Origin of the sequence: Kosakonia sacchari SP1 (assembly GCF_000300455.3) — a bacterium.
Taxonomy (GTDB): domain Bacteria; phylum Pseudomonadota; class Gammaproteobacteria; order Enterobacterales; family Enterobacteriaceae; genus Kosakonia; species Kosakonia sacchari.
In genome coordinates, this window is sequence record NZ_CP007215.2 from 2,593,505 (window position 1) to 2,607,586 (window position 14,082).

Genomic DNA, 14,082 nt, shown 5'->3' on the forward strand with positions numbered 1-14,082 from the left:
CGCATAATGCGGGGCTTTTTTTGCTTATGCCTGCGCCGCCCGGCGCAGACGAAAACCAAACACATTGATACACAGCCCCGCCATCACCAGCACAGCACCCACCAGTTGTAGCGCCGATAACGTCTCACCCAGCAGAAACGCGGCACTCGCCATGCCGACCACCGGCACCAGTAGCGACAGCGGCGCAACACGCCAGGTTTCGTAGCGACCCAGCAGCGTTCCCCAGATGCCATATCCGAGGATCGTGGCGACAAACGCCAGATAGACCAGCGACAACAGCGTGGTGAAATCAATACTGACCACGCTTTGCAGCATCAACGCCGGGCCGTCGAAAATCAGCGAGGCGATCATAAACGGCACGATGGGGATCAGCGCGCTCCATACCACCAGCGACATGATCGCCGGACGCGAGCTGTGCTGCATGATTTTTTTGTTGAAGATATTGCCGCAGGCCCAGCTAAACGCGCCCGCCAGCGTCAACAGGAACCCCAGCAGCGGAACATGCTGGCCGTTCAGGCTGGACTCGATCAGCACCAGCACGCCCAGCACCGCAAGCGTGATGCCAACCAGTTGTTTTATCTGTAAACGTTCGCCAAACACGCCTGCGCCAAGAATAATGGTGAAAAACGCCTGCGCCTGTAACACCAGCGACGCCAGCCCTGCGGGCATGCCAAACTTGATGGCGCAAAACAGAAAAGCGAACTGCCCGAAGCTGATCGTCAGGCCGTAACCGAGCAATAAACGCAGCGGCACCCTGGGGCGTGCAACGAATAGAATGGCCGGAAAGGCCACCAGCACAAAGCGTAACCCGGCCAGCATTAACGGCGGCATGTTGTGCAGGCCAACTTTGATCACCACAAAATTCAGCCCCCACGCTACAACTACCAGCATCGCCAGCAGGACATCTTTACGCGTCATTCTTCGCCCTTTTTGTTTTTTAAACTTTTGTAAAAAATTTACGTTAACGCAAAAAATTGTACAGCGACAGATCATTAATTCAGGTAGGTCAGTTTGGGCATTTCCCGACAAAACTGCGGTTGTACATCACACTTTATGCATGCTAAAGCTGTATACATCACAAAAAAATATAACAACAGCATGTCGGGCAGGAACATGACCATCAAGCAAACACGCTCCACCGCCGCGTTACTGGCATCTTCACTTTTATTAACCATTGGCCGCGGCGCCACGCTGCCGTTTATGACTATCTACCTGAATCGCCAGTACGGGATGTCGGTCGATCAGGTCGGTTACGCGATGTCGATTGCGCTGACTATCGGCGTGGTGTTCAGCCTCGGCTTCGGCATGCTGGCGGATAAGTTCGATAAAAAACGCTATATGCTACTGGCGATTGTCGCCTTTATTGCCGGTTTTGCCGCGATCCCGCTGTCACACCATGCGGGGTTAGTGGTGCTGTTTTTTGCCCTGATTAACTGCGCTTATTCGGTGTTTTCCACCGTGCTGAAGGCCTACTTTGCCGACACACTCGCGCCTGCAGCGAAAGCGAAGATTTTCTCGCTCAACTACACGGTGCTTAATGTCGGCTGGACCGTCGGCCCGCCGCTTGGCACGCTGCTGGTCATGCAGAGCATTAACTTGCCGTTCTGGCTGGCGGCAATTTGTGCGGCCTTTCCGCTGGTGTTTATTCAACTGTTTGTTCGCCGCGTTGCGGTTGGTGAAAGCCTCGACAGCCCTGTAGCGTGGGATCCTTCCGTGTTGCTGAAAGATAAAGCGCTCGGCTGGTTTACTTTATCGAATTTTCTCGCCTCGTTTGTCGCCGGTTCTTTTGCTTCCTGCCTGTCACAATATGTGATGACGGTGGCCAGCAGCGAGTTCGCCGAGCGCGTAGTGGCCGTGGTGCTGCCGGTCAACGCCGCCATTGTGGTCACCTTGCAGTATGCGGTGGGCCGTAAACTCACTTCCTCCAACCTGCGTCCGGCGATGGCAATTGGCACCGTCAGTTTCGTTATCGGCCTTATTGGTTTTATGTTATCCGGCGATAACTTGTGGTTCTGGGGGCTTTCCGCCGCGGTGTTTACGCTGGGAGAAGTGATCTACGCACCCGGTGAATATATGTTGATCGATAACATCGCCCCAGCGGGAATGAAAGCGACCTACTTCTCGGCACAGGCGCTGGGCTGGCTGGGCGCGGCAATGAACCCACTACTTACCGGGGTTATCCTGACCACGCTGCCTGCCGCCTCACTGTTTGTCATCCTGGTGGTGACCATCATTGTGGCCTGGTTGATGATGCTCAAAGGCATGCATGCACGCCCCCTGGGCGGGTTGCAGGCGCAATAATAAAAAACGGCGCCCTGAGCGCCGTTTTTTATTTACCATACCTGTTCGGCGATTTTCGTTACCAGCCGCACTTTGTCCCACTGCTGGGCAGGCGTGAGCGTGTTGCCCTCTTCAGTGGAAGCAAAACCGCACTGCGGGCTGAGGCAAAGCTGGTTGATATCGACAAATTTCGCCGCTTCCTGAATACGCGCTTTTACCCCTTCCGGGTTTTCCAGCTCGCCGTTTTTGGTGGTGATGAGCCCGAGAACCACCTGCTGTTTGCCCGGACGGACAAAACGCAGCGGGGCGAAATCGCCGGAACGGTCGTTGTCATATTCAAGGAAGAACGCGTCAACATTCACGCTACCAAACAGCACTTGCGCCACCGGCTCGTAACCGCCTTCGGAGATCCAGGTGGAGCGGAAATTACCGCGGCACACATGAAGACCAATGGTTAAATCGTCCGGTTTACCTTCCAGCGCTTTGTTAATCACACGGGCATAAATGCGCGCCAGTTCATCGGGATCGTCGCCACGTTCGCGGATCTGTCGACGCTGATCGTCAGAGCAGAGATAGGCCCAAACAGTATCATCCAGTTGCAGATAGCGGCAGCCTGCAGCATAGAACGCCTGGATCGCATCGCGCCAGGTGGTCGCCAGATCGTCAAAGTAGGCGTCAAGCTGCGGATAAACCGTCGCGTCAATGTCTTTGCGCCCACCGCGAAAGTGCAGCACGCTTGGGCTGGGAATGGTCATCTTCGGTTGCGCGGTGTCGCTGATGCTTTTCAGGAAGCGAAAATCTTCCAGCATCGGGTGGTCGCCAAAGCCTAATTTACCGGTGACGCGCACGCCGTGGGCTTTGGTTTGCACACCGTTAAACTGAATACCTTTATCGGAATCGTAGCGCTCCACACCTTCGAGTCCGTCGAAGAAGTCAAAATGCCACCATGCGCGGCGAAACTCGCCGTCGGTAACGACATGCAAACCGCAGGCACATTGCTGCTCGACCACCTGGCGAATCGCATCATCTTCTACACTGCGCAACTGCTGAGCGCTGATTTCACCCTGCGCAAACTGCTGACGCGCCTGCTTGATGGCGTCCGGGCGCAGGAAACTGCCGACTACGTCTGCACGGAATGGGGTCTGATGTCGCTGCATATTACTCTCCTCTGCGCCGGGGAATGATTTCCCAACGTGATAATTCATTATTTGAATTTCAGCCTTCTGGATGGCTAAACGTCCAAACAAAATGGCATAGCGCAGGAAAAGCAGCAACCGAGAAAATTTCACGGCACATGAAAAAAATTCACCATCGCACCGTGAAAGATGAAGAAAAGGATTAGAAGGCCGCTTCGCTCTCGCCGGTGGCAAAGGAATACCCTTCATCTTCCCAGCCGGTGATGCCGCCAATCATGATTTTCACCGCCAGCCCCAGGCGCGCCAGTTTCAGCGCGGCGCGATCGGCACCATTGCAGTGCGGTCCGGCGCAATAGACGACAAACAACGTATCTGCAGGCCAGCGGGCCATGCGTTCTGCGGTCATCATGCTATGTGGCAAATGTAACGCTCCCGGCAGGTGACGGCGGGCAAAAGTCTGCGCGCCACCCACCACATGCAACAAGACAAAATCCTGTTCGTGATGGATGATCGCGTGATGGACATCGGCGCAGTCCGTTTCGACGCTCAGGCGGCGGAAGAAATGGCTGGCGGCCTCTTCGGGTGATGCAGCGGGGACTTCAGATACATAACTCATCGTCTTTTCTCCTTGTTTGTGTTAACACTAATTTAACCAACACAGGACAACCTCGCTGCCCCCTTCTATGCCAGATAACACCAGGATAATGACAACTTCACGACATGCTCCGGCCCGCCACCGCGTGGTCGCGCTGGCCTATGATGGGCTGTGCACCTTTGAATTTGGCGTCGCTACTGAAATTTTCGGTTTGCCGCGCCCCGAACTTGGCGATAACTGGTACTCATTTACCGTTGCCGCCGTGGATGAGGGGGAACTACGGGCGACGGGCGGTATTCGCGTGATGGCGGAAGGCGGGCTAGAGCTACTCGAAAACGCGGACACCATTGTGGTTCCCGGCTGGCGCGGCGCGCAAACGCCCGTACCGACCGCATTATGCAGTGCGCTGTATCAAGCCTGGCAGCGTGGCTGCCGAGTGATATCTATCTGTTCCGGCGTATTTGTACTGGCCGCGGCCGGTTTACTCAATGGCCGTAAAGCCACCACCCACTGGCGCTATACGGATACGCTGCGGGAGGCCTATCCGGCGATTATCGTGCTGGATGACGCACTCTATTACGATGAAGGAAATGTGATGACCTCGGCGGGCAGCGCGGCGGGGATCGATTTGTGCCTGCACGTCGTGCGCGAGGACTTTGGTATTGAGGTCGCTAATAATGTCGCCCGGCGGCTGGTGGTGCAGCCGCACCGGGATGGCTCTCAAACTCAGCAACTTCAACGCCCGGTAGCCCGCACGCGTGAAAGTCGCCAACTGGGACAGTTGTTCGATTTCCTTCATCAACACTTAGCCGGCAGCCACACAGTCACGTCACTGGCGAAACAAACTGGCATGAGCCCGCGTACGTTTTTGCGCCGTTTCGAAGAATCGACCGGAACCACACCGGCTCGCTGGATTTTGCAGGAGCGTTTACGTCGGGCCGAGGATTTACTGATTCATTCACGAATGAGCATTGAGCTGATTGCCGGGCACAGTGGATTCGCTACTGCGGCTTCACTGCGCCACCATTTTCAACAGCAGCGTGGAATATCTCCTGCGGCATACCGCAAAAAATTTAGCGCTGCGGCGAAATAATTCACGCTATTCATCATTTATTGAAGGTTACCTGGCTATTCTTTCTCCATCGCGGCCACCAATTAAGGTAAGAGAGGCAAGTTGGTTAATAAAATGGAGAGTTGACACCATGGCAAATATGCATGTTTTTATCGCAGTACTGGGCATTATTGTTTTTTCCGGGTTCCTTGCTGCTTATTTCAGCCACAAATGGGATGACTGATGATCGCTGATAATCCCCCGCCGATATGGCCCCTTGCGAAAAAACGTAAGGGGCCATTTCTTTTTGCTCATCCGGAAAAAAACAGGCAAAAAAAAACCGCCCTTAAAAGGCGGTCAATGCTTGCATGGATAGATTGCTATTGTTCTACGCGCTAACTCAAACGACAGGTTAACGACTGCCAACCAATCTAGCATTGCTTTCCTCAATAAAACCTAAACAAGCGTAGAACGATCCCCGCTCGCATCATGAGTGAAACGGATTTCATCGAAACGTTTTTCTTTCGAGCGGTGTCTTTTGCTATTGAAATTAAAGAAGATATATCTTTCGGCGTTTAAAGTTTGTGATAACGTCGGATCTCCATTTCACAGGCCGGAGGGGTTATCCCCAATATCAAATTTAAATGCCCGGTTTGCAGCAGCCAAAAGTTTTTATTTACCACATTCTGCCCGGGTCAACGTATGCCTCACGGGGCCATTTGCTCGGTTTGTGGCGCAAGACTTACAGCCAGATCCTGTATACCCGCACTACGAAGAAGGCGGTGGCCAAAACAAGTGTTATAGGAAGGGCCTCATTTGAGGCCCTTTTAATTTCCTTTATTCAGGCGTTTTTCGCTTTTCCTAAAGAAAAGCCGCTCACTTTCGCAATATGAACGCGCAATATTGTCCCTTTTACGCTCATCCAACCGCCAGTTCCCGTCATCCACGACGGATCTTTAATATGCAAATAATTAAGCGGAATATCGTGTCCCTCTTCAACGCGATAATCATTAGCCAGATCATCAAAGAAAAGCGCGATGGAATTTTTTAGCGACGCATCATCTCCCTGAATGGCTCGAATAGATTTCGCGGTATATAACGCATATTCCTGCCCGGATACGAGTTCACCCGCCACTACCTGACCGCCGACAACCAGCGTCACCACCATACCCGCGCCGAGATTGGCACAGGAGACCAGATGCGATAAAGCGCTATCCTGGGTGCTCACCGTGGGAGCGGCCGTTTCTGAGACTTCACGTTCATTTGCCATTTATACCTCCGCGTACCACATGAAAAAACCGCCCACGGGCGGTTGTTGATCAGTAAAATTTCCGGATGGCTTGTTCAGTTTCCTGCTGGCTGACCAGGTCAGAAAATCGGGCAACGAGGAAGGTTTCTCCGTCAAGCTCCCAGGGTTCAATTGGGATTTCAAGAAAAGAGCTTTGCTCATTTTTAAACGTGACCGATTTTGCATTATCTTCCACGGTCACGTTTTCAACCTTACCACCGGCGCGTATTACCACTACATTTTTGGTCATGTCGGTTACCTCAGTTGCTTAAATAGCACTCGACATTAGCACAGCCACTTTCTCAATGCCTGCGTAATGCCACAGAATGTTAAGCCGTAAAATCAGGTTCTTTAATTTGGCTTAATGAGAGGGATAACGCTATGCCAGGAAGTGTGAACCAGCCCGCAATTTAATAAATGAAGTGGGTAAAAACAGGGATTTGAGGCGCGGTGATTTAAGAAAAACGCCAGAGGCCTTTAAGAAAAAAAGCCTCTGGCGATACAGATTTCGGTGATGCCGGGTGCCTCCCGGTGAGTCTGCTCCAGCCCGCAGAACCCGCTTTCACCCCAAAAAGGCATGACTGGTAGCCCCTCCGCGCAGGGGGATTCATCACCACGTCCACGGTATTTGCCGGGCATATTCAGGTCAATGCTCTGGCGGGTTATGTAAGTTTTTAAAGCAATTTTCTCGCGCTATTCACTCAATCCCCGGTTTTTCAGCATCGGTTCGATCGCAGGATCGTGACCGCGCCACTGGCGATAAAGCGCAGCCAAATCTTCGCTGTTGCCACGGGATAAAATTGCCTCACGGAACTTCTGCCCGTTTTCACGCGTTAATCCGCCCTGCTCCACAAACCACTGGTAACCATCGTCCGCCAGCATTTGCGTCCACAGATAAGCGTAATAACCAGCCGCATAACCGCCGCCGAAAATATGGGCAAAATAGCTGCTGCGATACCGCGGCGGAACCGCTGCCAAATCGAGATGCTCTTTGCGCAGCGCTTGCGCCTCAAAACTCTCCACATCGCTTACGTTCTCGCCGTCCGCCAGCGCATGCCAGTTCATATCCAGCAGCGCTGCGCTCAACAGTTCGGTCATGTCGTAACCTTTATTAAACTGTGTGGCGCGCAACATCTTCTCGCGCAGTACCTCCGGCATCGGTTCACCGCTTTGGTAATGGCGCGCATAGCGGGTAAACACCTGCGGCTGGCTGGCCCAGTGTTCATTGATTTGCGACGGGAACTCGACAAAATCACGCGGCGTATTGGTGCCGGAGAGGCTGGCGTATCGCTGGCTGGCGAACAGCCCGTGCAGGGTGTGACCAAATTCATGGAACAGCGTAATGACGTCATCCCACGAAAGCAACGCCGTCTGTCCGGCTGCGGGTTTCTGGTAATTACAGACGTTGTAAATCACCGGTTGTGTGCCATTGAGCGTTGACTGTTCGACAAAATTGCCCATCCATGCACCACCGCTTTTTGAGTCGCGGGCGAAATAATCACCGTAGAACAGCGCTAATCCAGCACCATCCGCGTCAAAAATTTCCCATACGCGAACATCCGGGTGATAGACAGGAATATCAAACCGTTCAGTAAAACGAAGACCAAACAGCTCACTCGCGGTCCAAAAAACGCCCTCGGTAAGCACGGTATTGAGCGCAAAATACGGTTTGATTTGTGATTCATCCAGCGAATATTTCGCCAGACGCACCTGCTCGGCATAAAAAGCCCAGTCCCAGACCTGCGCGGTAAAACCGCCCTGCTGCGTATCGATAACCTGCTGGATATCGGCCAGCTCTCGCTCGGCACGGGCACGCGCGGCGGGCGCGATATTACGCATGAAATCCAGCGCCGCCTGCGGCGTTGCCGCCATCTGATCGGCAATCTTCCAGCTGGCAAAATCGGCAAATCCGAGAAGTTTCGCTTGCGTCGCGCGTAACTGCACAAGGCGTAACACAATAGCGCGAGTGTCGTTGGCATCCCCTTTTTGCGTGCGCAACCAGCTCGCGTTAAACAGATTTTCACGCGTCTGGCGATCGCGCAGCGCCGCCAGCGCCGGTTGCTGGGTGGTATTCAACAGCGATAACAACCAGCGGTTTTCCAGCCCTTTGGCTTTTGCTGCCTCGGCAGCAATGGCAATCTCTTCTGCACTCAAACCATCAAGCTGATGGGCATAATCCACCACCAGCCCACCGGCTTTATCCGCCGCCAGCAGACGCTGGTTAAACTGGCTCGTCAAAGTGGCTGATTCGGTGTTCAGCGCTTTCAGCGTCGCTTTGTCCTGCGCACTCAGCGTCGCGCCCGCCAGCATAAAACGCTGATAGGTGTTTTCCACCAGACGCAAGGATTCGGCATCCAGAGACAGCGTGTCGCGCCGCTTCCATACCGCTTCCACGCGGGCAAACAGGGTATCGTCGAGGTAAATATCGTTCGCCAGCTCTGCCAGTTCAGTTGAAAACGCCTCATCCAGCTGTTGTAAAAAGTCATTGGTATGGGCCGATGTCATGGCAAAAAAGACACTGGTGACATAGGTGAGCAGCGCGCCGCTACGCTCCAGAGCCAACAAGGTGTTGTCGAAATCCGCTGGCGCAGGATCCTGCGTAATAGCGGCGATTTCAGCGCGTTTTTGCCGTACTCCTTCATCAAACGCCGGGCGGTAATGCTCCTGATTAATGACATCAAACGGCGGCGCCTGGTAAGGCAGTGTGCTGGCAGAAAAGAAAGGATTCGTGACCGACATATTTCGCTCCTGAATGCGTGATTCATCTCAGAGTAGGCATCCGCCGCGCGCATCGCAATCATTTCTCTGCTTTTGCGCATGAGCTGGCGTTTTTTGCCACACTGTATGCGGGATAAGTTGTGTTACCGCTATAAAGCGGTGCATGCTATGTCGCTACACCACAAAAAGCGTTGAGGAACAGTGAGATGATTATTCTGGTTACCGGGGCAACCGCGGGTTTTGGCGAAGGTATTACCCGCCGTTTTATTCAGAACGGCCATAAAGTGATTGCCACAGGCCGCCGTCAGGAACGTTTGCAGGAACTGAAGGACGAACTGGGCGATAACCTCTATACCGCACAACTGGACGTGCGCAACCGCGCGGCGATTGAAGAGTTTATCTCTGCCCTGCCTACCGCATGGCGCGAAATTGATGTATTGGTTAACAACGCAGGTCTGGCGTTGGGTCTGGAGCCGGCACATAAAGCGAATGTCGATGACTGGGAAACCATGATCGACACCAATAATAAAGGTCTGGTGTATATGACGCGCGCGGTGCTGCCGGGCATGGTTGAGCGTAATCGCGGCCACATCATCAATATCGGTTCCACCGCCGGTAGCTGGCCTTATGCAGGCGGCAACGTCTACGGCGCGAGCAAAGCCTTTGTGCGACAATTCAGCCTCAACTTACGTACCGATCTCAGCGGCACCGCCGTGCGCGTGACCAATATCGAGCCGGGTCTGGTGGGCGGCACGGAGTTTTCAAATGTGCGCTTTAAAGGCGACGACGCGAAAGCCGGGAAAACTTACGAGAACACTACTGCGCTGACGCCGGAAGACGTTACCGAAGCGGTGTGGTGGGTCGCCACGTTGCCGAAGCATGTCAATATCAACACCCTCGAAATGATGCCGGTCAGCCAGACATATGCCGGTCTTAGCGTGCATCGCGAAGGGTAATTTCCCCGCCCGGCCTGCGGGCCGGGTATGGGATGTGCGTTAAATTAATGGTATGGTAGACAGGTTAACCCTTTAAAAAGTAAGAGCGAATGGCCGCTGAAACGCAACTCAACCCTACACAGCCCGTCAATCAACAAATTTACCGCATCTTACGGCGGGACATCGTTCATTGCCTGATCCCACCGGGCACGCCGTTGTCGGAAAAAGAGGTGTCGGTGCGCTTTGATGTCTCACGCCAGCCGGTACGCGAAGCCTTTATTAAACTTGCAGAAAACGGCTTGATCCAAATCCGCCCGCAGCGCGGTAGCTACGTCAATAAAATCTCCATGATGCAGGTGCGTAACGGCTGTTTTGTTCGTCAGGCCATTGAGTGCGCCGTCGCCCGCCGCGCCGCAACGATGATTGACGACAGCGCCTGTTACCAGCTGGAGCAAAACCTTAATCAGCAGCGCACCGCGATTGAGCGTAAGCAACTGAATGACTTTTTTGAGCTGGATGATAATTTCCACCAGAAGCTGGCGCTCATCGCCGACTGCCAGTTAGCGTGGGACACTATCGAAAATATTAAAGCGACCATCGACCGTGTGCGTTATATGAGTCTTGATCATGTTTCGCCGCCAGAGATGCTGCTGCGCCAGCACATCGATATTTTCTCCGCACTGGAAAAACGCGATGCCGACGCCGTTGATCGCGCCATGACGCTGCATTTGCAGGAAATCAGCGAGTCAGTAAAAACCATTCGCCAGGAAAACCGCGACTGGTTCAGCGAAGAGTAATTTTTCCCCTTCTTATCTCCGCCAGGTCACATTTTTTTCGCGCAAAAAAGTGTGACTTTGATCAAAAACAAAAACTCATGAGCTCAGGGGCGTATTTATAAGGCGTCCATTTCGGGGACATCTTCTGCCCCGTTTCGTTTTGCGGATTTCAATAAGGAGAAACCACCATGATGACGTATGATCGTAACCGTAACGCTATCACCACCGGTACGCGCGTGATGATTAATGGCACTGGCCGCACTGGCAAAATCGTCGCGATTCACGCCGAGGGGTTAAACCCCGCGCAACTGCGCCGTAGCAAAACGGTGGAAGTGGAAGGCTGCGAAGGTAAATTCGAACCGGTTGAATTGATTCGTCTTGGCTTACACTAAGCATTAAAAATGCGTGTGGTAAAAAAGAATGCCGCCATGGCGGCATTCACTGTTTATATACTGGATTAAATGCTCGCAGTTAAAGTGCTGCAGCGTACTGCGCCACTGTGGCTTTCGCGCCTTTATCCAGCAATGTCAAATAGGCTTTTTTCACCTGAGCCACAAAGGTCGCATCTTTCGGCAATTCATTGCCAAAAATCGCCTCAATTCCAAGCAATGCATGCACGCGGGCTTCACCTTGCGCGCTGTTGTTAACCGCGTTCTGGATCACTGTCAGCAACGGATCGCACACTTCGATCGCTTTCCCCTGCTCGTCGACGCCGCCGACATAACGCATCCAGCCAGCAATCCCCAGCGCCAGCAGAGAGAAATCACGCTGATGCACTAAATGCCAGCGCACAGAATCCAGCATACGCTGCGGCAGTTTCTGGCTACCGTCCATGGCGATCTGCCAGGTGCGGTGACGCAATGCGGTATTGCTGTAACGCGCGATCAGCAGATCGGCGTAATGCGCCAGATCCACGCCCTGCACTTTCAGTGTTGGTGCCTGCTCTTTCAACATCAACGCGTGTGCGGCGCGACGGTAGTTCTCGTCTTCCATGCACTCATTGATGTGCTGATAACCGGCCAGATAACCCAAGTACGCCAGGAAGGAGTGGCTGCCGTTCAGCATGCGCAGTTTCATCTCTTCAAACGGCACCACATCCGCCACCAGCTCGGCGCCAGCTTTTTCCCACGCCGGACGACCCGCGACGAAATTATCTTCAATCACCCACTGGCGGAACGGCTCACAGGCCACGCCCGCAGGATCGCGGACACCGGTCAGTTGTTCGATTTTATCCAGCGTTTCGGTGGTCACAGCCGGAACAATTCTGTCTACCATGGTTGACGGGAACGTCACATTCGCTTCAATCCAGTCACCTAATTCTGCGCTCACCGCGCGCGCGTAAGCGCAGACCACATTGCGGGTGACATGGCCGTTTTCCGGCATGTTGTCGCAGGACATCACGCTGAAAGCCGGTAAACCTGCCGCTTTACGGCGCGCCAGGGCTTCCACGACCACGCCCGCGGCCGATTTTGGCTGCTGCGGGTTTTGCAGGTCGCCAACAATTAATGGGTGATCGAGCATCAGTTTGCCCGTCGCCGGTGAGTGGCAATAGCCTTTCTCGGTGATAGTCAGTGAAACAATGGTAACCTGCGGTTCGCACATGGCGGCGAGCACGGTTTCCAGGCCATCCACCTGTGCGTGCAGGGCGCGTTTTGCTACGCCCACCACGCGCGCAGTCCACGCATCGGCAGACATTTCCGCCACGGTATAGAGGTTATCCTGCTGCTTGAGATCGGCAATTTGCTGCTCACCGCCAATCAAATTGACCTCGCAATAGCCCCAGTCACTGCCATGCTCTGCGGCAAGAATATCGGCATAAACTGACTGATGCGCGCGGTGAAACGCACCAAAACCAAGGTGCACAATGCGCGCAACCAATTTGTTACGGTCATAAGTAGGTAACGTGGCTTTCGCCTTTAATAGCCTGTTTTCCATGGTGAGACTCATCTTATTAAGTGAAACAGTGGTTCAATAGATTACGGACTGCTGTAAAGCAGACTATGATTTGCGACAGGATTTGCGGACTACACTAACTAGAATGGTAACTAAATGTGTCAAAAAAAACACATATTCAACTTTGCTTTAAAGCGATGAATGTATTCAGCGTGAAAATGAGATGAGTTAATGTGATTGTGCAGGATGCGCGGCGATGTGGAAGTGTGGAAAAAAGCGTTTTAAAAGTAATAGCGCTCGCGGGCAATGCGCAGGAAGGGTTCGACAGAAAATCAATCTGTTAGTATACAGCGGACATCATCTTAAACAGACTTGCTGAACCGGCCATAGTGAAGAAATTCACGCCAGGTCAAAATCTGTAACTATACGTCATAAGCAGCTTCGCGAGCTGGGTTTCGCCTCTGGGGCTATTCAAACCGTCTCACAAAGAGCTAAAGCGTGGATTGAAACGAAGACGGTATGCGAACAGCGAGTCTGCCACACACTATCGAAAATGGCGTACATCACGCCCGGCCCCAGCCAGCAACAATGATCAACATCCCGCACATCGCGATGAGCGCCCCAAGCCAGTCGTAAACGCTGAGTTTTACGCCATCGACCACACGTAGCCAAATCAACGCGGTACACACATACACACCGCCGTATGCCGCGTAAACGCGCCCACTGGCCGCCGGATGCAGCGTTAACAACCAGACGAACATGGCCAACGCGAATGCTGCGGGAATAATTAACAGTGGCGTAGCGCCACGTTTTAGCCACAGCCAGGGCAAAAAACAACCGACGATTTCACACAGCGCGGTGGCAAAGAACAGGAGTGTTGTTTTCAGCATCAGTGACACGTTGATTCAAACTTGGTTGAACTATCATACCTGATAATGCTCTGAGAGTGAGTCCCGGCTGGCTATCCCGTGTGGCTGAGATCGCATAGAATAGAGTGATATGGGCATCTTGTTTCTCCCTCAAATTAAGGAAATCGCAATGACTAAAACACTTAGCAAACGCCTGTGCCTCACCGCAATGCTGACGCTGGGTGCCATCGTGTACACCACCTCCGCACTGGCCGAAACCAACCGTCTGGTGATTGAATCCGGCGATAACGCGCAAAGCCGCCAATCCGCAGCGATGGAAAAAGAGCAATGGAATGACACCCGCAGCTTGCGTAGTAAAGTGAACAAACGCGTGGAAAAAGAGTGGGATAAAACCGATGTCGCGTTTGATGCGCAGGACAAATGCCAGAAAAGCAGCAATCTTAACGCCTACTGGGAACCCAACACCCTGCGTTGTCTGGATCGCCGCACCGGACAGCAAATTCGCTAACCGCTCTCGGGCGCTTGTGCGCCCGATTTCCGC

General features: G+C 53.3%; 15 protein-coding genes. 7 read left to right on the forward strand and 8 right to left on the reverse strand.

Annotation, left to right across the window (positions count from 1 at the left end; all coding sequences use genetic code 11):
• Window positions 1-24 precede the first annotated feature (24 nt).
• Window positions 25-918 (reverse strand): O-acetylserine/cysteine exporter, encoded by an 894-nt coding sequence (gene eamA, locus C813_RS35230; protein ID WP_017456697.1) that lies wholly within the window; start codon window positions 916-918, stop codon window positions 25-27.
• A gap of 195 nt (window positions 919-1,113) precedes the next feature.
• Here eamA and ydeE point away from each other — a divergent pair, with 195 nt between their 5' ends.
• A complete protein-coding gene (ydeE, locus tag C813_RS35235) occupies window positions 1,114-2,301 on the forward strand; it encodes an efflux MFS transporter YdeE (RefSeq protein ID WP_017456696.1) in 1,188 nt (395 codons plus the stop codon).
• 32 nt (window positions 2,302-2,333) lie between these two features.
• Here ydeE and C813_RS35240 read toward each other — a convergent pair whose 3' ends face one another.
• Window positions 2,334-3,437 carry a cobalamin-independent methionine synthase II family protein gene (locus tag C813_RS35240; RefSeq protein WP_017456695.1) on the reverse strand — a complete coding sequence of 368 codons (1,104 nt, stop codon included), beginning with the start codon at window positions 3,435-3,437 and terminating at the stop codon, window positions 2,334-2,336.
• A gap of 181 nt (window positions 3,438-3,618) precedes the next feature.
• A complete protein-coding gene (locus tag C813_RS35245; protein ID WP_017456693.1) occupies window positions 3,619-4,032 on the reverse strand; it encodes a rhodanese-like domain-containing protein in 414 nt (137 codons plus the stop codon).
• Window positions 4,033-4,099: 67 nt separating this feature from the next.
• On the opposite strand from C813_RS35245, the gene ftrA reads away from it, so the two are divergent.
• Window positions 4,100-5,104 (forward strand): transcriptional regulator FtrA, encoded by a 1,005-nt coding sequence (gene ftrA / locus C813_RS35250; protein WP_017456692.1) that lies wholly within the window; start codon window positions 4,100-4,102, stop codon window positions 5,102-5,104.
• A gap of 109 nt (window positions 5,105-5,213) precedes the next feature.
• Window positions 5,214-5,306 (forward strand): protein MgtS, encoded by a 93-nt coding sequence (mgtS, locus tag C813_RS46975; protein ID WP_016496180.1) that lies wholly within the window; start codon window positions 5,214-5,216, stop codon window positions 5,304-5,306.
• A gap of 597 nt (window positions 5,307-5,903) precedes the next feature.
• Here mgtS and C813_RS35255 read toward each other — a convergent pair.
• The 3 genes from C813_RS35255 to dcp form a co-directional block, all read right to left on the reverse strand.
• The gene (locus tag C813_RS35255; protein WP_017456691.1) at window positions 5,904-6,332 is read right to left on the reverse strand and encodes a hypothetical protein; all 429 of its coding nucleotides are present in this window, start codon (window positions 6,330-6,332) and stop codon (window positions 5,904-5,906) included.
• Window positions 6,333-6,381: 49 nt separating this feature from the next.
• Window positions 6,382-6,600: a hypothetical protein gene (locus C813_RS35260; protein ID WP_007374905.1), complete on the reverse strand. Its 219-nt coding sequence runs from the start codon at window positions 6,598-6,600 to the stop codon at window positions 6,382-6,384.
• Between the two features lie 443 nt (window positions 6,601-7,043).
• Window positions 7,044-9,089, reverse strand: coding sequence for a peptidyl-dipeptidase Dcp (gene dcp, locus C813_RS35265; protein WP_017456690.1), 2,046 nt, complete (start codon window positions 9,087-9,089; stop codon window positions 7,044-7,046).
• Between the two features lie 185 nt (window positions 9,090-9,274).
• Here dcp and ydfG point away from each other — a divergent pair, with 185 nt between their 5' ends.
• The 3 genes from ydfG to ydfZ all read left to right on the forward strand — a co-directional run bounded on the left by ydfG (window position 9,275) and on the right by ydfZ (window position 11,171).
• On the forward strand, window positions 9,275-10,024 hold the full coding sequence (gene ydfG, locus C813_RS35270) for a bifunctional NADP-dependent 3-hydroxy acid dehydrogenase/3-hydroxypropionate dehydrogenase YdfG (RefSeq protein WP_017456689.1): 750 nt from the start codon (window positions 9,275-9,277) through the stop codon (window positions 10,022-10,024).
• Window positions 10,025-10,113: 89 nt separating this feature from the next.
• Window positions 10,114-10,800, forward strand: a complete 687-nt coding sequence (locus tag C813_RS35275) for a GntR family transcriptional regulator (RefSeq protein WP_017456688.1) — start codon at window positions 10,114-10,116, stop codon at window positions 10,798-10,800.
• Between the two features lie 167 nt (window positions 10,801-10,967).
• Window positions 10,968-11,171, forward strand: a complete 204-nt coding sequence (gene ydfZ, locus C813_RS35280) for a putative selenium delivery protein YdfZ (protein ID WP_017456687.1) — start codon at window positions 10,968-10,970, stop codon at window positions 11,169-11,171.
• A gap of 79 nt (window positions 11,172-11,250) precedes the next feature.
• On the opposite strand, the gene C813_RS35285 is transcribed toward ydfZ, so the two are convergent.
• Together C813_RS35285 and C813_RS35290 are read right to left on the reverse strand one after the other, a co-directional pair.
• On the reverse strand, window positions 11,251-12,714 hold the full coding sequence (locus C813_RS35285) for a mannitol dehydrogenase family protein (RefSeq protein WP_017456686.1): 1,464 nt from the start codon (window positions 12,712-12,714) through the stop codon (window positions 11,251-11,253).
• 521 nt (window positions 12,715-13,235) lie between these two features.
• Window positions 13,236-13,562, reverse strand: a complete 327-nt coding sequence (locus C813_RS35290) for a YnfA family protein (protein WP_025263628.1) — start codon at window positions 13,560-13,562, stop codon at window positions 13,236-13,238.
• Between the two features lie 148 nt (window positions 13,563-13,710).
• On the opposite strand from C813_RS35290, the gene C813_RS35295 reads away from it, so the two are divergent.
• Window positions 13,711-14,049 carry a DUF1283 family protein gene (locus tag C813_RS35295; RefSeq protein WP_017456684.1) on the forward strand — a complete coding sequence of 113 codons (339 nt, stop codon included), beginning with the start codon at window positions 13,711-13,713 and terminating at the stop codon, window positions 14,047-14,049.
• Window positions 14,050-14,082 lie beyond the last annotated feature (33 nt).

Coding starts and splice junctions, on each gene's coding strand:
- eamA (WP_017456697.1), bottom strand. CDS start 918: ATGACGCGTAAAGATGTCCTGCTGGCGATGCTGGTAGTTGTAGCGTGG.
- ydeE (WP_017456696.1), top strand. CDS start 1,114: ATGACCATCAAGCAAACACGCTCCACCGCCGCGTTACTGGCATCTTCA.
- C813_RS35240 (WP_017456695.1), bottom strand. CDS start 3,437: ATGCAGCGACATCAGACCCCATTCCGTGCAGACGTAGTCGGCAGTTTC.
- C813_RS35245 (WP_017456693.1), bottom strand. CDS start 4,032: ATGAGTTATGTATCTGAAGTCCCCGCTGCATCACCCGAAGAGGCCGCC.
- ftrA (WP_017456692.1), top strand. CDS start 4,100: ATGCCAGATAACACCAGGATAATGACAACTTCACGACATGCTCCGGCC.
- mgtS (WP_016496180.1), top strand. CDS start 5,214: ATGGCAAATATGCATGTTTTTATCGCAGTACTGGGCATTATTGTTTTT.
- C813_RS35255 (WP_017456691.1), bottom strand. CDS start 6,332: ATGGCAAATGAACGTGAAGTCTCAGAAACGGCCGCTCCCACGGTGAGC.
- C813_RS35260 (WP_007374905.1), bottom strand. CDS start 6,600: ATGACCAAAAATGTAGTGGTAATACGCGCCGGTGGTAAGGTTGAAAAC.
- dcp (WP_017456690.1), bottom strand. CDS start 9,089: ATGTCGGTCACGAATCCTTTCTTTTCTGCCAGCACACTGCCTTACCAG.
- ydfG (WP_017456689.1), top strand. CDS start 9,275: ATGATTATTCTGGTTACCGGGGCAACCGCGGGTTTTGGCGAAGGTATT.
- C813_RS35275 (WP_017456688.1), top strand. CDS start 10,114: ATGGCCGCTGAAACGCAACTCAACCCTACACAGCCCGTCAATCAACAA.
- ydfZ (WP_017456687.1), top strand. CDS start 10,968: ATGATGACGTATGATCGTAACCGTAACGCTATCACCACCGGTACGCGC.
- C813_RS35285 (WP_017456686.1), bottom strand. CDS start 12,714: ATGGAAAACAGGCTATTAAAGGCGAAAGCCACGTTACCTACTTATGAC.
- C813_RS35290 (WP_025263628.1), bottom strand. CDS start 13,562: ATGCTGAAAACAACACTCCTGTTCTTTGCCACCGCGCTGTGTGAAATC.
- C813_RS35295 (WP_017456684.1), top strand. CDS start 13,711: ATGACTAAAACACTTAGCAAACGCCTGTGCCTCACCGCAATGCTGACG.